Source organism: Paraburkholderia sp. 2C (genome assembly GCF_054589215.1).
Genome location: NZ_BAAILL010000032.1, coordinates 751932 through 770142 on the forward strand (window position 1 = coordinate 751932; position 18211 = coordinate 770142).

Annotated in this window: 17 protein-coding genes and 1 pseudogene; 4 read left to right on the top strand and 14 right to left on the bottom strand. The window is 61.0% G+C overall.

Annotated features, from left to right (window positions below; genetic code table 11):
* Positions 1–11 precede the first annotated feature (11 nt).
* The 7 genes and pseudogenes from ACYPXD_RS11675 to ACYPXD_RS11705 all read right to left on the bottom strand — a co-directional run.
* Positions 12–230 (bottom strand): annotated as a pseudogene (locus tag ACYPXD_RS11675) (lysozyme family protein); the annotation flags it as partial.
* Positions 231–362: 132 nt separating this feature from the next.
* Positions 363–1238 (bottom strand): hypothetical protein, encoded by an 876-nt coding sequence (locus tag ACYPXD_RS11680; protein WP_459711033.1) that lies wholly within the window; start codon positions 1236–1238, stop codon positions 363–365.
* 362 nt (positions 1239–1600) lie between these two features.
* Positions 1601–3073: a TolC family protein gene (locus tag ACYPXD_RS11685; RefSeq protein WP_459711036.1), complete on the bottom strand. Its 1473-nt coding sequence runs from the start codon at positions 3071–3073 to the stop codon at positions 1601–1603.
* A complete protein-coding gene (locus ACYPXD_RS11690) occupies positions 3063–4484 on the bottom strand; it encodes an HlyD family type I secretion periplasmic adaptor subunit (RefSeq protein ID WP_459711038.1) in 1422 nt (473 codons plus the stop codon). The genes ACYPXD_RS11685 and ACYPXD_RS11690 overlap by 11 nt, the downstream gene beginning before the upstream one ends.
* Positions 4485–4500: 16 nt before the next feature.
* A complete protein-coding gene (locus ACYPXD_RS11695) occupies positions 4501–6639 on the bottom strand; it encodes a type I secretion system permease/ATPase (RefSeq protein ID WP_459711040.1) in 2139 nt (712 codons plus the stop codon).
* A 147-nt stretch (positions 6640–6786) separates the two neighbouring features.
* Positions 6787–7995: a DUF3443 family protein gene (locus ACYPXD_RS11700; protein WP_459711042.1), complete on the bottom strand. Its 1209-nt coding sequence runs from the start codon at positions 7993–7995 to the stop codon at positions 6787–6789.
* A gap of 23 nt (positions 7996–8018) precedes the next feature.
* The gene (locus ACYPXD_RS11705; RefSeq protein ID WP_459711044.1) at positions 8019–8552 is read right to left on the bottom strand and encodes a DUF2844 domain-containing protein; all 534 of its coding nucleotides are present in this window, start codon (positions 8550–8552) and stop codon (positions 8019–8021) included.
* A gap of 517 nt (positions 8553–9069) precedes the next feature.
* Here ACYPXD_RS11705 and ACYPXD_RS11710 point away from each other — a divergent pair.
* Positions 9070–9900 (top strand): alpha/beta fold hydrolase, encoded by an 831-nt coding sequence (locus tag ACYPXD_RS11710; RefSeq protein WP_459711046.1) that lies wholly within the window; start codon positions 9070–9072, stop codon positions 9898–9900.
* 48 nt (positions 9901–9948) lie between these two features.
* Here ACYPXD_RS11710 and ACYPXD_RS11715 read toward each other — a convergent pair whose 3' ends face one another.
* The 4 genes from ACYPXD_RS11715 to ACYPXD_RS11730 form a co-directional block, all read right to left on the bottom strand.
* Positions 9949–10125, bottom strand: coding sequence for a DUF1427 family protein (locus ACYPXD_RS11715; RefSeq protein WP_459711050.1), 177 nt, complete (start codon positions 10123–10125; stop codon positions 9949–9951).
* Between the two features lie 47 nt (positions 10126–10172).
* A complete protein-coding gene (locus ACYPXD_RS11720; RefSeq protein WP_459711052.1) occupies positions 10173–11135 on the bottom strand; it encodes a quinone oxidoreductase family protein in 963 nt (320 codons plus the stop codon).
* A gap of 161 nt (positions 11136–11296) precedes the next feature.
* The gene (locus ACYPXD_RS11725; protein ID WP_459711055.1) at positions 11297–12118 is read right to left on the bottom strand and encodes an AraC family transcriptional regulator; all 822 of its coding nucleotides are present in this window, start codon (positions 12116–12118) and stop codon (positions 11297–11299) included.
* Positions 12119–12152: 34 nt separating this feature from the next.
* Entirely contained in the window at positions 12153–12485 is a 333-nt protein-coding gene (locus ACYPXD_RS11730; RefSeq protein WP_459711057.1) for a putative quinol monooxygenase, read from the bottom strand.
* Between the two features lie 389 nt (positions 12486–12874).
* On the opposite strand from ACYPXD_RS11730, the gene ACYPXD_RS11735 reads away from it, so the two are divergent.
* Entirely contained in the window at positions 12875–13786 is a 912-nt protein-coding gene (locus ACYPXD_RS11735; RefSeq protein ID WP_459711059.1) for a LysR substrate-binding domain-containing protein, read from the top strand.
* Positions 13787–13907: 121 nt separating this feature from the next.
* On the opposite strand, the gene ACYPXD_RS11740 is transcribed toward ACYPXD_RS11735, so the two are convergent.
* Positions 13908–14489, bottom strand: coding sequence for a hypothetical protein (locus tag ACYPXD_RS11740; RefSeq protein ID WP_459711061.1), 582 nt, complete (start codon positions 14487–14489; stop codon positions 13908–13910).
* A 243-nt stretch (positions 14490–14732) separates the two neighbouring features.
* On the opposite strand from ACYPXD_RS11740, the gene ACYPXD_RS11745 reads away from it, so the two are divergent.
* Positions 14733–15629: an alpha/beta hydrolase gene (locus ACYPXD_RS11745; protein ID WP_459711063.1), complete on the top strand. Its 897-nt coding sequence runs from the start codon at positions 14733–14735 to the stop codon at positions 15627–15629.
* A gap of 1 nt (position 15630) precedes the next feature.
* Here ACYPXD_RS11745 and ACYPXD_RS11750 read toward each other — a convergent pair whose 3' ends face one another.
* Positions 15631–16341: an alpha/beta fold hydrolase gene (locus ACYPXD_RS11750; RefSeq protein WP_459711065.1), complete on the bottom strand. Its 711-nt coding sequence runs from the start codon at positions 16339–16341 to the stop codon at positions 15631–15633.
* 123 nt (positions 16342–16464) lie between these two features.
* The gene (locus ACYPXD_RS11755; RefSeq protein WP_459711067.1) at positions 16465–17190 is read right to left on the bottom strand and encodes a transporter substrate-binding domain-containing protein; all 726 of its coding nucleotides are present in this window, start codon (positions 17188–17190) and stop codon (positions 16465–16467) included.
* A gap of 220 nt (positions 17191–17410) precedes the next feature.
* Here ACYPXD_RS11755 and ACYPXD_RS11760 point away from each other — a divergent pair, with 220 nt between their 5' ends.
* Positions 17411–18208, top strand: coding sequence for an HpcH/HpaI aldolase family protein (locus ACYPXD_RS11760; protein ID WP_459711069.1), 798 nt, complete (start codon positions 17411–17413; stop codon positions 18206–18208).
* Positions 18209–18211: the final 3 nt, after the last annotated feature.

Consider the following 18211-nt stretch of genomic DNA (forward strand, 5'->3'; position numbering starts at 1 on the left):
CTGATAAAACATCATCGGTTTCCTGTGTGGCGATACCGTGAATTGCTCGCATGATGTATTGCATGAGTCACACGTCTACGCGACAGCGGCAACACGCCCCGGCACACCAGCGTCGACATGATCGAGCGCACGTAGGCTTCGCGTTGTCTCGGCGTTTCCGAGTGATACGCGCCGATCGCAGCCCACGTGTTGCCGTACTTGATCATCTTTTTCTTGAGATGCCACGCGGCGCATTCACCATGCACAACGACAGGAATCGACAAAAAGGTGGCGCGATACTCGCCGACGCACGATACCGTGCCCCCAGCGAGCGCCGCGCCACGCTGTTACCGGATGCAACCGGACTCCGGCGATGTCGAAGCTTAATGCGCGCTCGCAGCGAGCGTCACCTTCTGTGGCGCGATGCCGGTCGAGGAGGCGACACCCGTGCCGGGCACCGGCGGATTGAGCGACGACAGCGCCGTAATGATCGACTGGATCGCCGCCTCCCCGCCAATCTTCGGCGGCGTGGGACCGCTCGGCGCCGAGGTCGTGGACGATACGACCTGATTTTGCGCGTTGAACGTCTCCACGGTCTGGGAGATCTCATTTCCGCTCGCGTCGTAGTGGAGCGCCTCGACGACTACCTGGCCATTCGACTCCGCGGTTCGCACGCTCGCCAGATTGCCGTTCATATCGAAGTTCTCCTGCATCGAGACGACGCCGCTCGGAAGGCCGCTCCCGGCCAGCATGTTGAACTGAATGCGGCCGTCCGTGAACACGTTAATCGTCTCCTCGAGCCGACCGCCCTGAGCCGCCGCGGAAAATTCCTGCACCGATACGAGTTCACCCGGCGGCAAGCCAGCCAGTTGAAAGTCGTAGGTGTCGCCGTCCTTCGTCTTGACGTCGCCCGACGTCGCATTACCGGTTCCGTTCGCGCCGGTGAACTTGATGTCGATCGACGCCAGTTGACTTCCCACGTCGCCAGCGCCGAATACCGCGCCGATCTGGCCGATCTGCGCGAGCACCCCCGGATCCGCGATAAAGACATCGGACCCGCCGGAATTGAAGTTGATGACCTGCTCGAGCAAGCTCCCCGTACCGTTGGAACCCGAGAATTCCCGAATGACCGGGTCCGACTCGGCTGCGGTGCCTTGCGGAAGCAGCACGGTCGAGGTGCCGTCGGGATTATTGATGATCTGCTCGGGCTTCATTGCAGCCGCACCGAGGCTTCCAAATACGTTCGGCGTTTGGTTCATCTTGCGCTCCAAAATGAAAGGGAAAACACGTCCAGAGTATTTCACAAATGTGTTTGGTAATCGGCACATGAAATATCTGGAAAATAATCACGCGATCAGGTCGTTTCGCCCGATGCAGAAGGGCTTCCAGCCGTTAAGCGTGATCGCTATTCAAACACCCATGTTCAAATCACTATTCCCGCACATTAATTAAAAATCAATTCCCGACAACACGTTCCCGTTCGGATCAATTTGCCCGTTACTTATCCGATTCAATTTAATTCGACATGCAATTAATATGTCCGTGCCCATACGAATTGATTTCGTATTTCGCGGCGCAGCGGAATGCGTCGTAAACGAAATGCGCATTCGCGCAGTGCGGCTCACTCGCCCGGCAGACTCCACATGCCTATCTCGCCGAGCTTGGCGGCCAGTTGCAGCCGCGCGGAACGCCAGTCGGTCAGCGCCTCGATGCGCTGCCGTTTCGCGCCTGCAAGAGCGGACTGCGCGTTGAGCAGCTCGAGGATGCTGCCCACCCCTATCGTGTAACGACGCTGGGCCGCCACGTACGAGCGGTTCGAGATATCGAGCAGCATCGCGCTGTTATCGAGATTGTGTGTCGCGCTCTGCAACGCCTGGTAGCTGGTCCAGACATCGAGGCCCACCTGCTGCCGCGCTTCGTCGAGCGTGTCGCTCTCGAGTTCCGCTTTCGCCTGTTGTTCGCGCACCTGGTACGTCTTCAGGAAGCCCGAAAAGATCGGAATCGTAATCTGAAAGCCCACGTACCATTCGCTGCCCGTCGTCGGCAGTTGCGGCTGCCCGATTTCAAAACTGGTCGGCTCGTTGTTGCGGCTGTATCTCGCCACGAGGCTCACGCTCGGCAAACCTTCGGCACGCGTCTGTCTGATCTTCGCGAGCGCGGCTTCGACGCGTGCCTCGGCAGCGCGGACGCTCGGATGCGTGCGCTTCGCTTCGTCGATCAGATCGGCAATCGATCCGCTGAACGCCTGATCGGGTTTGACGCCCTCGCCGACGTCCGGCAGGGTAATGGGCGCGTTCGGATCGAGGTTCATATCGTTCGCGAGTACGCCGAGCGCGTCCTGCCGGTCACCCTCGGCCTTCGTCAGATTCACGACAGCCTGCGCATACTGGGTCTGTGCCTGCAGTTGATCTGTAATCGGCGCGACACCGCGGTTCGTGCGCGCGGTCGCCGCCTGCACACTGTCGTTCGCGGTCTGCTCGATCTGCTGCGCGGCGGCGAGCGCGCCTTGCGCGGCCTGCGCCGCGTAGTAGTCTTTCGCCACCTTCGCAAAAGCCGCATCGAGCACCGCCTGCTGGTTCGCCTGCGCGGCCGCGAGCAGCTCCGTCGCGCTCTTCAATGCCGCCTCGCGCCCGCCGAAGTCGTACAGCACCCAGCTCAGCGACACGCTTTCGGTCCTCAGAAAATTGCGGAAGTTCGAATCGAACTGCGGCAGGTCGTTGATATCGGTCTTCTGGTCATCGCGCACACCCTGCCAGCTTGCGCTGATGTTCGGCAAATAAGCGGCGCGACTCTGGCCGACATGCGCGGCCTCGACCTTGACTTGCGCCCACGCTTCGCGCGTTCTCGGGTTGCCGCACAGGGCGCGTTCGACCGCATCCTGCAAAGGCAGCGGATTCGGCAGCGCGCCGAATACGCAGACGCTCGCGGACCCGTCGCCGAGCATGTTCGCGGCGGCCGTCGCGGGCACCGACGAACCCGTCAGCAGCGGATCGAAACCCCATGCCGCCGGCGAGCCGCACAGCACGCATAACGGACATAACGCGACGGCACCCCACTGCCGCACCGAGAGGCGGGACACGGTCCTAACGTTCACGCAAGCTCTCCTCGCCCGACTGGACGACGGGATCGAGGAAGTACCGCGCGACGCTGCGCTTACCGGTTTGAATCTCGGCCGTCACTTCCATACCGGGCGTCAGATTGACCCAGGTGCCGTTCGCGCGGATCCGGTTGGTCGGCAACCGCACGCGCGTCACGAACATGAGGCCGTGCTTCCTGTCCTGAACCGCATCGTTGGAAACCGCCACGACTGTCCCCTTCAGGTAGCCGAAGGTCGTATACGGGAACGCCTTGATCTTCACGAGCGCGGTTTGTCCGGTCCGTACGAACCCGACATCCTTGTTCTCGATGTTGGCCTCGACTTCGAGTGTGTTGTCCGGCACGATTTCCATGACGGCCTGCGCGGCGGTCGCGACACCGCCCAACGTATGAACCGTGAGTTGCTGCACAGTGCCGGCCACGGGCGCCGTCAGGCTCAGCAGCTGCTGGCGCGTGGCCGCTTTGGTTTCATCGTTGCGGCTTTGCCGGTACTGCTGCGTCGCCTTGTCGAGCGCATCGAGCTGCCTGCTGCGAAACGCCGACATCGTCGAGGCGATATCCGCGCGCTGCTCTTCGACAGCAGCCATCAATTCATGCGAGCTGCTGGCGCGCGCCGCGAGATCGTGTTCCTGGTCGAGCGCGGCCTGTTCTTTCGTCAGGTAGTCGGCACGCGCGACATATTTTTCCGTCGCGAGCGCCTGATATTCGTCGGCCTGCTGGCGCGCGAGCGGCGCCGTCGCGGCAAGCTTGCCGATCTCGACGCGGGTCGTCTCGAGCTCGGCCTGGCGTTTGCGAAGCTCGGCCTCGGATGCGTTGAGCTTGTCCTCGTACTCGCGGTACAACCCCTCGGCGAAATGTTGTGCCTCCGCCTGCTGCGCGGGCGAAGCGCCGTCGACCGGCGGCACGGTCGGCGCATGCCCGCTGCTCTGCGCATCGAGCAACGCACGCGCGCGCGCCGCGGCGAGCGCCGCGTCGATGCGCGCCGTCCGCGCAGTGTCGGAATCGGCGGCAGCCTGGGTCGCGTCGAGCTGCATCAGTAACTGGCCCGCCTGAACGCGTTGGCCGTCTTCGACAAGAATGCTGCGCACGACGCCCGTGAGCGCGGGCTGGATAATTTTCACACGCTCGTCCGGAATCAGCTTTCCTTCGGCGACCGCGACGATATCGAGGCGGCCGAAAAACGCGAGCAGCAGCACCAGCGCCGCAAGTGCGACCAGCACGCGCATCGTCCAGCGGGGCGCCGGATGCACAGGCGTTTCGACGAGTTCGAGATTGGCGGGCAGAAACGCGCGCTCGTACGCGAGCTTCGGCTCGCCATCGAGTTGCTTGCGCGTCGACCATGCGGCGCGAAATATTGCGCCGTAGCGTCGCAGGAGGTCGCCGAAGGCCTGCAGCTGAATGAGCTTCATGACCGGATCCGCCGCATCAGGCGTTTTGCAGTGCAATCAGGTGCGCGTAGTACCCTCCCCGCGCGACCAGTTCTTCATGCGCGCCGCGCTCGACGATGCGGCCACGATCCATCGCAACGATATGGTTTGCATGCCTGACCGATGTAAGCCGGTGCGCAATGATGATCACGGTCCGGCCCTCGCAAATCAGGCGCATATTCTGCTGGATGATGTGCTCGGTCTCGAAGTCGAGCGCGCTGGTGGCTTCGTCAAAGATCAGGATGCGCGGGTCGGTCATCAGCGCGCGCGCAATCGCGATGCGCTGGCGCTGGCCGCCCGACAGGTTCGCGCCGTGCTCGCCGACCACGGTGTCATAGCCTTCGGGCATCTCGGAGATAAAGCCGTGCGCGCCCGCGAGCTTCGCCGCATACATGACGCGATCGAGCGACGTGCCCGGATCGGTCACGGCGATGTTCTCGCGAATCGAGCGATTGAACAGCAGATTCTCCTGCAGCACGACGCCAATCTGGCGGCGCAGCCAGGCCGGATCGACGAGCGCAAGATCGATGCCGTCAATGCGCACCTGGCCCGCCTCGGGCATATACAGGCGCTGCAGCAGCTTGGTCAGCGTGCTCTTGCCCGAGCCCGAGCGACCTACGATTCCGACCACCTCGCCCGCGCGAATCTCGAGTGAGATGTCGTGGAGCACCGGCGTGCTGTCGGGCCGATAGCGAAACCGCACGCCTTGAAAACTGATGTGGCCTTTGATCGCGGGCAAGGCCTGACGGCTTTGCGCAAGCTCGGTGCGGGTGTTGAGCACATCGCCAAGCCGCGCCATCGAAATACCGATCTGCTGAAAGTCCTGCCACAGCTGAGCAAGCCGCAGCACGGGCGCGACCACACGCTCGGACAACATATTGAAGGCCACGAGTTCGCCGACCGACAACCTCCCTTCGATGACGAGCCGCGCGCCGAAAAACAGCAACAGCAGATTCACGAGCTTGCCGACGAACTGAATCAGCTGCTGGCCGATGTTGCCGAGCGTGCTGACGCGGAATCCGGCCGCCACGTAGGCCGCGAGCTGATTATCCCAACGCCGTGTGAACTGCGGCTCGATCGCCATCGCCTTGACGGTTTCGGCACCCGACACGGTCTCCACGAGGAAGGCCTGGCTATCCGCGCCGCGCGCGAATTTTTCGTCGAGGCGGGCACGCAGCAACGGGTTGAACGTCATCGAGATGCCTGCATAGACCGGCAGCGAGAACGCGACGATCAGCGTGAGCGGCACGCTATAAACAAACATGACCCCGAGGAAGATGACTGAGAAGAACAGGTCGATCACAGCCGTGAGCGCCTGCCCCGTCAGAAAGTTGCGGATATTTTCGAGTTCGCGCACGCGCGCGACCGTGTCGCCGACGCGCCGCACGGCAAAATACGCAAGCGGCAACGCAAGCAGATGGCGGAACAGCCGCGCGCCGAGTTCGACGTCGATGCGATTGGCCGTATGAGAGAACACATAGTTGCGCAGGCCGGTCAGCAGCACCTCGAACGTCGAACTCACGAGCAATGCGATGCAGACGACGTTCAAGGTGTTGAAGGCGCGGTTCACGAGCACCTTGTCCATGACCACCTGGAACATCAACGGCCAGACGAGCCCGAACAGCTGCAGCACGGCCGAAACGATCAGCACCTCGAGCAGCAGACGCCGGTATTTGACGACAGCCGGGATGAACCACGAGAAATCGAAGCGCGCCAGCTCGCCCGCAAGCGAGGCGCGCGATGCGAAGATGAGCATCTCTCCGCCGCAGCGCGCAAACACGGCTTCGGGCGCGCTGATAGTCGGCGCAACGGCACCGGCTTCAAGTATCAGCGCCTTCTCGCCATCACAGCCCGCGAGAATGAAATGCCGCCCATCCTTATCGAGCGCGAGCGCTGGAAGCGGGGTCTTCGCAAACCGGTCCGCGGACACGCAAACCTTGCGTGTCTTCAGTCCAAGCGAACGCGCCGACAACACGAGGTCGCGGTCGTCCAGTTGCGTTGACTTGCCGCCCGCCGCATGCCGAAGCTGCTCCACTTCCGCGGCCAGCCCGTGAAAGCCCGCGATGACGACAAGGGCCACGAGGCCAGGATCCGAGGTTGACTTCGGCGGAGCGTGCAGTTGTTCCGTTTCATCCATGGGGTTACACGATCCTTGAGCACGCAGTCGATCAGCTTGCTGCAAAAAATACTTCCTCCGTTCATATCTGGCAGGACGAAAGAAATGTGCAGCCGGCAGCCAACGACCAGAACACCTGTCGATGCACCCCTATTCCGCAGACGCCGATCACGACTGAATCGCAAAGAACGGCTGTGTCCCTGTCGAGAGATCGTCGCTACCCTGGATGCCGAAGGTGATGCGTTTGCCGTAAATAAACGGCATGCCCAGGTCCAGTACATCCGCGCCAAACAATCCCAGGTTCTGACCGATACCCTCGTGCGCCGCGTTCGCGCCGTTGCCCAACTCGGATATCGCATTGAACAAGGTGAACGAAACTCCGAGCGTGACGCCGCTCTCGCTTTCAAGCGATGCCGAAATCGGCTCCGGGGCAGGCGGGCAGAACCACGGCTCGCTCGAAAAGCTCGTCGGACACTGGCTAATGGACGGGTCCACGATAAAGTACGCGCTCGAGCCCGAGTCGACAAAGCCCGGCATCGGCAGGCCGTTGAAGCTGGCGGTCACCTCGCCGAACACGGTTGTCGTCATCTGCTGCACGGTGGCCGGCAGTATGTTGTTGCTCTGCGTGTTGACCCCGAACGTCATCGTGCCCGAGACCGTACTCTCGCCGCCTTCGCCGACCGCGGGGAAGTTCAGCGTCATACCGTTGTTATCGGTCGCGAACTGTATCACCGGGTTCGGCACCTGTTCCGCCAGCGGCACGGCAATGCCCGTGCAGTTCGAACCCGCGCAATCGTAGTAAATCGATGCGGCGGGAGACTGGCAAGAAGTCTGACAGTCGTGACGGATGACGTCCAAACCGATCAGCCCATTGCCTCCAAATGACGAAGCGCCATTTGCAGCGATATCGGGGCCCGCGCTGGAACAATCGGCGGGAATCGAGGCAAATGAGTCGTCGACAATCTGAACCGGCAACGACGAGGCCGTTTCGCCGGCAATCTTCAGATCGACCTTCGAAATCGGCCCCCAGGCAACGCCCGAACCGAACTCGACACATTCGGCCATCGTATTGCCTTGCGCCGAGTCCCTGGCATTGACGAGGCCTAACGACGCCGGCACTGCCGAGCGCAGGATGCGTAAGCCCGTCGAAGCCGTATCGACCAGAACATGATCGATCGTGGTGCAGTTGCTGCTGCCCGGCGCGCAGATCGTGACCGTGACATACGGCGCGTTCACAAAGCCGAACTTGTTGTCCACCGTCACGTTGACCGAATTGGCCGCCTGATTCTGGCTGGAAATCTGGCTAACCGCGCCACCCGTGCCGCCACCGCCGCCGCCACAACCTGCGAGCGCCAAAGCGAAAGTGAGAATTGCCATCAGCTTTTTCATGTCTGCCCCGATTATTGGAGTTCTGAAAGGGAGACACCGACCGGAATTTCCAACGGAAGATAGGCGCAACCGCTGAACCGGCCCATATGGCCGGTAGACTGAACAACCAGATCCGGCGAACTCAGGCTTCGTTGGCTCAAACCTCCCACACGGATCAAATCCGCGCCTGAAGGCTTCAGATAACGTTCCGAATAGGCGCCGAGAATGTCCGCATAATTCGGCGGCCGCGGACCGCTCCAGCTAACCGCGAATACTTTCTGACTGGACGGCGCAATGAATTCGCGCACGACGGTGCCTGAATGCAGCGTAACGACATTCAGGCTGAAGGGGGCATTTGCCGGAGAGGTTGCTGCGCCAGCCCGCGACACCGTCGAGGCCTTCATGAACGCGGCAGCTATCACGGTATTGGCGGCCACATGAGGATTGGCGCCGGTCAAGGGGAAGTCGCCCAGTGCGGCAACGGCCGTATTCGCGGTAAAGCCGATGCCGACGGCTATGGCCAATCCAATAAATCCTGCTTTCAATACGTTGTTTTCAGTTTTCATGGCCTTTCTCAAATGGAGTTCGGTTGTTACGCGCTAAAGACCACGCGGATAGCTCGTATAACAACCGGACCACGCTCAAAAAGTGCCAGTAGACTATGTGTTATTTAAATTTGAAATTTGATTGACCGAACCGCACCTCATTGCTTTGTCTTGTGAGTTAAAAAGCTTTAGGAAAGCATACGGTTATTGTTTTTTGAATAAAATCTTACAATTTAATTTATTAGTAACTGACTTTTATATAACATCAAATTTTCCAACTATTTATAATCAATCGGGAATTTATTGAACAGAAGCGGAAGACAACGCGAGCGCCGCCCCTCCTGGAGAAAGGCGCCGACGGCTTTGCGAATTTAGCGCAGACTGGCGATAGCGGCCCACGTCCTTGAAGGCGTGCAAACGGCAGCCAATTGGAAACCTTACGTTTTAACTTTTCGTTATTACGATCTTCAGGCAGAATTTCTGCCGCTCGAGTCCCGCTTTCGAGTCACCATTTCTTGCACGCCACGCCCATATCGACATGCCATTCATCACCATCGCAGGACAGCAGTTGCACTATCGGATTCACGGCAGCGGTTTTCCGGTGCTGCTCGGACACAGCTATTTGTGGGACGCGGCGATGTGGCAACCGCAAATCGAAGCGCTGTCACAAAAGTATCAAGTGATCGTGCCCGAGCTCTGGGGCCACGGCCAATCGGGCGCGATGCCCGAGAGCACGCGCAACTTCGGCGATCTCGCCGCGCAGGCAAGCGAACTGCTGAACGCGCTTCATATCGGGCAGTGCGCGGTAATCGGTCTGTCGGTCGGCGGGATGTGGGGATCCGAGCTCGCGTTGCGCGAACCGAAGCGTGTGAAGGCGCTCGTGATCATGGACTCGGACCGCGGCGCCGAACCCGCGGCGACACTCGCGCAGTACACGCAAATGATCAACACGATCGAATCGCTCGGGCAAATTCCCGCGCCGATCATCGACGCGGTCGCACCGTTGTTTTTCCGTCGTGGCGCGCCGCCCGACAGCGACCTCATCATCTCGTTCAAGCGTTCGCTCGCGGCGTTTTCAGCCGATCAGATCCGGCAATCGGTCGCGCCGCTCGGGCGGATTACCTTCGGCCGCCCCGATGAAGTCGCGCGCCTCTGCGCGCTCGACCCCGCGACCACACTCGTGATGTGCGGCGAACTCGACATTCCGCGCCCGCCGTCCGAAGCGATCCGCATGGCGGAGACCATCGGTTGCCGCCATGTGCTGGTCCCTGATGCCGGCCACATCTCGTGTCTCGAGAACCCGTCGTTCGTCAATCGCGAGCTTCTTGCATGGCTCGAGCAGCACGTGGGAGCGGACACACAAGCGTAAGCACAGCGCGCCGCGGTGGCCTCGCCAGCAGGAAGCACCGCGCACGACTCAACCCGCCATATGCGTGACGACATGCCGCACGAACGCAATCATGTGTTCACCGATCAGCATGCCGAACAGACCCACGAGTGCGATGGTCGGCGGCGCCGGCGACTTCACGTCGACCACGCTGTAAATCAGCCCGACCAGCACACCGACTGCGAGCGAAACGAGATAGCCTTTCACGTTCTGATCCTCCAGTTCGCGTGTCGTAGATGTAGACAGTCGCGCGTTTACATCTGCAGCACGACTCGGCCTCGCGTCCCTCCCGCCACGGCACGATAAGCGGCCTTCGCCTCGGCAAGCGAAAACGACTGCGCAATCACGGGCGGCTCGAATTTTCCCTGCTCGAAACCTTCGACAAGCGCCTTGAGCAGCGGCGCCGAATCGGTCACGCCGAGCTTCGCGCTATCGGTGCCGAACAGTTGCGTCTCGTTGTGATAGAAATCGATCAGATCGAACTCGACGCGCCGCTTGCCCGTCGCGCTGATCTCGACCACGCGTCCGCGCCGTTTCGCGAGGCTCAGCGCCACTTCGAACGTCACGCCGCCAACCGCATCGAACACAACGTCGACGCCGCCATCCGCAAGCGCCTTCACACGCGGAGCCGTGTCGTCGCCAATCGGAACATACTCGTCAATCAGGCGGCCGGCCGGCGAGTTCGGATCCGGCGCGTGGCGATCCACGGCGATGACGCGTGCGCCGCGTGCCTTCGCGATCTGCGTGACGGCGCCGCCGACGCCGCCCGACGCGCCGATCACCGCAATCGTTTCGCCGGCCGCGAGCTTCGCGTATTCGACCGTGCCCAGCCACGCGACGACAAAATTCACACCGATCGATGCCGCCTGCTCGTGACTCAGATTCGCGGGCTTGCGCACGAGCGACGCCACGGGCACGCGAATAAATTCGGCATGCGTACCGTCACGCGTAAAGCCGATGTCGCCGCCGGTGCCCCACACTTCAGTGCCGATCCATTCGATCGGACCGTCGACCACCACACCGCTAAAATCGCGGCCCGGCACGCGCGGGGGCACCGTATGCGAAAAATGCCCCGACACGTTCTTGACGTCGCTCGGGTTGATCGACGCGGCCTTCACGCGCACGATGGCATTGTCGGCATCCGCACGCGGCGTCGGAAGTTCGAGGTACTCGAGCACGTCCGGCTCACCAAACGATTTGAATTGAACGGCTTTCATGCTTGCTCCTTGATCGGTGGAGGCTGCTTCCGGGTGTTGCCGAGTTCTTCCGTGCCCGGTTTCCAGCAGCGACAGGACAAAGTTTAGGACCGCATCCGCTGCGCTTCAGGACAAGAAGTTTCGAGTTTCGGACAAACGGCCGCGCGCCGCTCAGGCGTTGATTACGCCTCTGTTACCGCACGCCCGGCGCCGTCGGCATTCGGGCCGGCCAAAGTCCGATTCGACGCAAACTCGCTTGGCGAGACACCGAGTTCGCGCCGGAACATGTCGCTGAAGCTGCTCAGGCGATAGCCGAGCGCGTGCGCCACTGCGCTGATCGATTGACCTTCGGCAAGTCTCGATAATGCAATCGCAAGCTGAACCTGGCGCCGCCATTCGGCAAAACCAAGCCCCAGCGCGCGCGAAAACAAGCGCGCAAGCGTTCTCACGCTCGCGCCGACCGACGCTGCATGCTGTTCAAAGCTGACGTCCACTGACGGATTCTCGATGACGGCACGACAAAGCGTGTCGAGCCGGCGATCCGACGCATCGGGCAGCGGAATACGCAGCGAATAGCGGGCCGCATGTGCGAGTTCGAGCGCGACGAGCCGATACGCGAGATCGGCGTAGTGCGTGTCGCGCTCCGACTCGTGTTCCGCCAGCATCGCGATCAGCTCGCGCAGCAAACCGTTCACTTCGAACACGTCGGGCGCCTTGCTCAGGTGCTGCACGTCGGCTTCGCGCAGATAGAGGTTGCGCATGTCCACCGCGCTCATCATCCGGATCGAATGCACGGAGTCGGGAGGCAGCCACACCGCGCGCTGCGGCGGCACGACAAGCGCCTCCTGCCCGACCTCGACCCACATCACGCCAGCGACCGCATAAAGCACCTGGGCCCACGCGTGCGAATGCGGGTCGATCCGCGTTCCACGCGGATAATGCCTTGCCAGCGACTTGCCCGGGGCGGCGTCGCTGGAAAGGTCGGGAGGAAGAGCCTTCGGCATGATGGGGTCAGTGGGCGTCGGTTTGTCCAAGCGCTCATGCTAAGCGCTTCGCCAATTTCTCGTACGACCGGACCGGATCGAGCCATTCGAAGCGGCGATCCGCCTTCAGAAATCCGCTGAGCTTTTGCTCGTAGTCGACGCGATATGCCTTCTTCAGGTGATGCGCCTGGAAATACGGTGGGCTGCACGCCCAGGTTTCATAGAGCACCAGCGTATCGGGATCGTCAGTTGAACGATGAAGGTAGGTGTTCACAAAATCCGGCTCATTGGACATTTCGTCGAGCACCTCGAGCAGGCTCGAGTACAGCTCCTCGCGAGCTTCGGGCTTGCCAGGCAGATGGACGATAAAAGACGTTTTCTCACTCACTTTCGGCTCCTGTGTCGAATGCGTTGACCGGAAAATCGGCAGTACGCGTCACGTCACGCGACTTGAGGAGAATGATGTCCCGCATGGTTTCCAATGTCGTTCGATACCATTCGCGATGATGTTCGGCCTTATCGAACGTTTGCCGGGAACCGTGAGACCCGACGGCGACTGCAACATACCGGCGTGCTGGCTGCCGGCAATGTGTAGCGGCACGGGTGCCACCGTGACTTGCGCGAGCGCGCCGGGAAGCGGCGACGTTGGCCCTGATGCACGTTTCCCTTCTTTTGTGCTTGATTGCCGGAAGCGTGTTCGCGATGTCAAAAACCCTCAGTGTGTAGAATCGCTGTTCGTCGCGTTGAGGTCGCAGTCGGCATCGGAGCCCCGTGCATATGAAATCGAGCAGCGAAAATCTGTCCAGCGGAATCGGCGTGTTTGCCGCCGTCGTCGATACGGGAACGTTCGCGGCCGCATCGGAAGTGCTCGACATGTCGCCGCCGGGCGTAAGCCGCGCGATTGCGCGCCTCGAAAAGCGGCTGAAAATACGGCTCTTCAATCGCACGACGCGCTCCGTTTCGCTCACGGACGAAGGCCGGCGCTTCTACGAGCACGTCATGCCGCACCTTCGTGGCATGGAGGAAGCCGCGGCGGCGGCAGCGGGAAATGCAGTATCGGCGCGTGGCAAGCTGCGCATCAATCTCGACCCCGTCATTTCCCGCATCGTTCTCGGGTCGCAGCTCGATGCATTCATGGACGCGCACCCGGAACTCGAACTCGAATTCATTGCACGCGACCATCTTGGCGATCTGATCGCCGACGGCTTCGACCTTGCATTGCGATTCGGCGAACCGCGCAGCTCGAGCCTCATTGCGCGCAAGCTGCTCGATACACCGGTCGTCACGGTGGCCGCGCCTGCCTATCTCGAGCGTCATGGGCGTCCCGCCGAACCCCAAGCGCTGAGCGAGCGGAGCCACCGGTGCCTCGAATTCCGCAACCCGGAGACCGGCCGGCCCTACGTCTGGGAATTCCACCGCAAGCGCAAACAACTCGCTGTACCAACGAACGGACGGCTGACCGTCAACGAACCCAGCGCGCTGCTTGATGCCTGTCTCGCCGGCTTCGGCATTGCGCAGATGCTGCTGCTCGTCGCCGAGCCGCTGATTCGCGAAGGCATGCTGATCAATCTCTTCCCGGACTGGTCGGACGAGCGCTTTCCGCTCTATGCCTACCATCCGTCGAGACACCATGTGCCCGCGAAAACGCGCGCTTTTCTCGACTTCGTGGTCGCATTAACCTCGCATTGACGTCGCATTAACGTCGCGCCAAACCCCGCACTGACATCGCGCCAGTGAATGGGGCGGCCCGGCGCCGGCCAATAGCAATGTCCGCATGCAATCCGTTAAAACAGCCCGCGCATAGCCGCGTTCATTGAATCCTGTCTGTCACGCGACCGACAAATTTCCAGCCGACATCCGGTATCCAGAAGTATGTAAATCCACTTGGCCCGTCAATGAACACGGTGATCGGCTGGCCGGCTTCGCTTTCCGGTTCGGTTTGCGAAGCAACCGCATACGCTGCGCCGGCAACCTGGGTCGTCGCGCCGCGCGTCGGACTGGCGTTCCAGCCATCGTTAACTGAATAAGTGAGTTTCATGGTCCTGCCGGTCGGAGGCTGGATAAACAGCGTGAGCGGACCACTGCCGCCCACAGCTTGCGGACCACACGGTACGGTCGCGCCGCGCGCCACTTCCACCGTTCCGGCTTCAACGGACTCGGCGGTCGCCACTTCCGGCATTCCCAATGTGCCGAACGTCGCGGCAATCCATACGGGCAAAAACAACGCATCACTTCCGCTTGCATGTTGCATGGTAATGCCCTCCTGAAGGAGATGCATTGAACGAGTGCCGGCATGCACGTGTTGATTTAAAGTCACGCGCAGACCGTGATAGAAGCGAATAAAGAAATGCGACAAGGCTGCCGCACAAAGATGGCAAAAATAAAGATTCACTGCGTAGTTTAGTTTCCCTTCCGACGACTGTTAGACGAAGCTTCATGCCGCAAATGAAGAAGGGGTATACCCGTTCAGACGAATGACGCGTGATTGAAAACGCGGTATGAAATCGCCACACCCTTCGCTCGCGCGTTTCTATAAACGTTGCATCACAAGTGGCCGGCCGCACAATCGCGCGTATTAAAACGTGAACGCTTTGCTTTACCATTTCGTTCATGCGCATTCCCGAGGAGAGCGAAGATGGCCAATCCGCAGATTGAAATCATTCGCGAATTGCTTGCCTCCGCGCCCCGGCCAACCGGGCTTGCCGAGCGGCGCGCGCGCCTGCTCTCGCTGGTTAGCCGCTACACGGTTTCACCTGATACGCATATCGAAGCCGTCGACGCCGACGGCGTGCCCGCCGAATGGACATGGACGCCCATGGCCGACGCGAGACGTGTCGTCCTGTTTCTGCACGGCGGCGCTTATATCTCGGGCGGCATCGCCACGCATCGGCATCTGGTCGCGGAGATCGGGCGCGTGACGCGGGCCCGCACACTTGCGCTCGACTACCGTCTTGCGCCCGAGCATCCGTTCCCCGCGGCACTCGAAGACGCGCTGACCGGATTCGCCTTTCTGCTTTCGCAAGGCTATACACCGGGGAATATCGCGTTAGCCGGCGAAAGCGCGGGCGGCGGACTCGCGCTCGCGATCCTCATCTCGCTGCGGCAAATGGGCGTGCCGCTTCCTTCATGCGCATGGTTGAGTTCGCCGTGGACCGATCTGGAAATGACCGGCGATTCGATGGAATCGAAAGCGGACGTGGACCCGCTGATACAAAAACCGTATCTGCTCGAAGCGGCCGCGTCGTATCTGAACGGAGCGGACGCACGCACGCCGCTTGCGTCTCCGTTGTATGGGGACCTGAGCGGTCTTCCTCCGTTGCTGATTCATGTCGGCACCGCAGAGACGCTGCTCGACGATTCGATCCGGCTCGCACGCCGCGCGGCGCAGGCGGATGTACGCGTGACACTCGATATCTGGCCCGACATGATTCACGCGTGGAGTCTGTTTTATCAGCAGCTCGATGCGGGGCGGCAATCGCTTGTATCGATGGGTACGTTTGTTCAGGCGATGTTCGAGGCCGGACAGGCGTAACTCAAGCAAACCGGGTCAGCGTATCGACCGTCAGCTCGGTGGCGGTAAGCGGCGCGAAATGATCGGCATCGATCGTCGTCGTGCGTGCGCCTGCTTCCCGCACGCGTTCGCATGCTTCGTCCAACGCGGCCTGTTCGTGCAGCCTGCAACGCACATACGCTTGCGGAATTCCAGCAGCAGCCGGCGAAATCGCTACAGGATTGAAAAGCATGCGCCACGGATGGTTTCTGAATCGCGGCTCGATGAACTCGACGGCCGATGGCTCGGTCAGCTTGAAGTACTCGAGCGGTAAAGTCGGCACAGCGATGTTATGTGCGCGGAAACGTTCCATGAACTTGCGCGTTCCGGCGTTCATATAGTCGATAAACGCCTTGCCGTGCTCCGGCACAAACGCGTCGAGATAAACCACCGATTTGACTCTTGTCAGCGCACGACCGAGCGCGCCCGCCACAACCACACCGCTGTAACTCCATCCGACTAGCGTCACGCCGCGTAGATCTTCCATTTCCAGATGGGCGATAACATCCTCGATATGTGTGCCGAGGTCTGCCGTGGCGCTGCCGACGTGGCTTCGTTCGCCAAGGCCCGTCAAGGTCGGGGACGACGCATCGTGGCCGCGCTTGCGCAGCGCCGCGATCGCGTCGCGCCACGCCCATGACCCGCACCAGCCGGCGGGAACCAGCACGAATGTATGACGCGTGATGTCGCTCATGTCTTTCGTTGAACCGAGAGAGAAAATGCACACATCGAATCGTGACATGCACGACAGAGATCCTCGGTCGGCCGGGCGAAGCCTATCGATGCCAGGCGAAAGAAAGAAAAGAATGTGCCGCGACTATCGCAACGCGGGATCGATCTCGCGTTCGGTGAAACCGTATCGCGCCATGTGTTGCCGATGCCCGGCAGAACCGAGATAAGCGCGCAGTTGCGCGTTCACCGCATCGACTAATGCGCGATTGCCCTTTCTGAACGAAAACGCCCCGACCGGCGCCTGGGTATCGACGCCGGCGCTCGACTCATGCGCGACCGCTTCTAACCGCGTAAGACCAACGCGCTCCGCGACGATCCGGTTGCCGAGCGCGGTGCTTGCATATGCATCGATTTCACCCGACTCAACCGCCGCGATAGCGTGCGCCTGTTGCTCGAAAAGCAGAATCTGCTCGTTGCGTACACCTTTGGCCTGCGCGGACACATGCTGGACCTGGCCGACTATCACGCCAAGCCGCGCATCGGCGCGCTGCGCCACGGACTCATAGCCAGTCAACGCCTTCGGGTTTCCGCTACGCACGAGAAACCCATCGCCGATCGCCCATACAGGTACGCTGAACGTCACTTCCGCCATACGTTCGGGCGTGACGAAGAGGGGAACATTCATGTCCCAACGCCCGTTCCGGACACCGGGTAGCAGTTCGGCAAACGTCGTCAACCGATGTTCGACATGCGTGACACCGATCGCTCGCAAAACCGAGTCCGCCAGTTCGATGTCGGCACCCATTGCCGATTGATCCGCACCGGTCCAGCCAAACGGCGGTTCCTCGATATAGGCAATAACGACCTTCACGGCACCCCCTCCCGAATAGATGTTACCCCTCAGATAGCACTACGTAAGCTCTCGCCCGGCGTACGGTGCGAGTGCACCCCGCCTCTTCGCGTACTTGCGCGGACTATTTTCCCCGACTCGCGTGTTATCCGGAATAGACGTGGATCGCCCCAACCTGCGCGGCCCGACCTACGCGACCCGACCGATCCCCAACCTTCGTTCAAGTAAGAGGAGCTACACAATGCAAAACAGCCCGGCCAACCCGTCCGCTTACCTCTCCAATCCGTTGCAAAAGCCCGAGGGCGTGACGCTAGGAATCGGCGTCACGTCGCCGTCCCCCGAATTGGTGCAAATGTTCGCGCGTGCCGGTTTCGACTACGTGCTGATCGATATGGAGCATGGCCCGATCTCGATCGAAACGGCTTACAGAATGGTCACCGCGACCATCGGCACGCCGGCCGAGGCCTGGATTCGCGTCACGCACAACGACGCCGCGCAGATCAAGCTCGCGCTCGACAGCGGCGCGAAAGCCATTATCGTGCCGATGATCACCTGCCTCAAGGACGCCGAAGACGCCGTGTCCTACGCGAAATATCCGCCGCAGGGCATCCGCGGCTGGGGACCGTTCCGCACGCAATACCAGTGGCAAACCAATATGCTCGACTACGCGAAACGCGCGAATGCGGAAACGAGCCTGTACGTGCTGATCGAACATCCGGGCGCCGTGCGCGACCTCGATGCGATTCTCGACCTCGAAGGCGTGGCCGGCGCCATTCCCGCGCCGTTCGATCTCTCGGTGAATATGGGCTTTAGCGACGGCCCGAACCATCCGGAAGTGCGCAAAACAATCGAAGAAGTGATGCGCAAAATCAAGGCGAAACGCCCGCGCCTGACTTCATTTGCCATCACGCCCGAGCAGGCCGCGGAAGCGATACGTCTTGGCGTGAACGATCTGTTTCTGGGCTTCGATCCGATGTACGTCCAGGCATCGGTACAATTGTTCATGGCCACGCTGGCAAAACTGCGCAGCGAAGCCTGAATC

Excerpts from the sequence above, each read along its gene's own strand:
- ACYPXD_RS11745 (WP_459711063.1), top strand. The coding sequence starts at position 14,733 with ATGGCCAATCCGCAGATTGAAATCATTCGCGAATTGCTTGCCTCCGCG.
- ACYPXD_RS11725 (WP_459711055.1), bottom strand. The coding sequence starts at position 12,118 with ATGCCGAAGGCTCTTCCTCCCGACCTTTCCAGCGACGCCGCCCCGGGC.
- ACYPXD_RS11750 (WP_459711065.1), bottom strand. The coding sequence starts at position 16,341 with ATGAGCGACATCACGCGTCATACATTCGTGCTGGTTCCCGCCGGCTGG.
- ACYPXD_RS11720 (WP_459711052.1), bottom strand. The coding sequence starts at position 11,135 with ATGAAAGCCGTTCAATTCAAATCGTTTGGTGAGCCGGACGTGCTCGAG.
- ACYPXD_RS11735 (WP_459711059.1), top strand. The coding sequence starts at position 12,875 with ATGAAATCGAGCAGCGAAAATCTGTCCAGCGGAATCGGCGTGTTTGCC.
- ACYPXD_RS11760 (WP_459711069.1), top strand. The coding sequence starts at position 17,411 with ATGCAAAACAGCCCGGCCAACCCGTCCGCTTACCTCTCCAATCCGTTG.
- ACYPXD_RS11690 (WP_459711038.1), bottom strand. The coding sequence starts at position 4,484 with ATGAAGCTCATTCAGCTGCAGGCCTTCGGCGACCTCCTGCGACGCTAC.
- ACYPXD_RS11700 (WP_459711042.1), bottom strand. The coding sequence starts at position 7,995 with ATGGCAATTCTCACTTTCGCTTTGGCGCTCGCAGGTTGTGGCGGCGGC.
- ACYPXD_RS11680 (WP_459711033.1), bottom strand. The coding sequence starts at position 1,238 with ATGAACCAAACGCCGAACGTATTTGGAAGCCTCGGTGCGGCTGCAATG.
- ACYPXD_RS11710 (WP_459711046.1), top strand. The coding sequence starts at position 9,070 with ATGCCATTCATCACCATCGCAGGACAGCAGTTGCACTATCGGATTCAC.
- ACYPXD_RS11695 (WP_459711040.1), bottom strand. The coding sequence starts at position 6,639 with ATGGATGAAACGGAACAACTGCACGCTCCGCCGAAGTCAACCTCGGAT.
- ACYPXD_RS11705 (WP_459711044.1), bottom strand. The coding sequence starts at position 8,552 with ATGAAAACTGAAAACAACGTATTGAAAGCAGGATTTATTGGATTGGCC.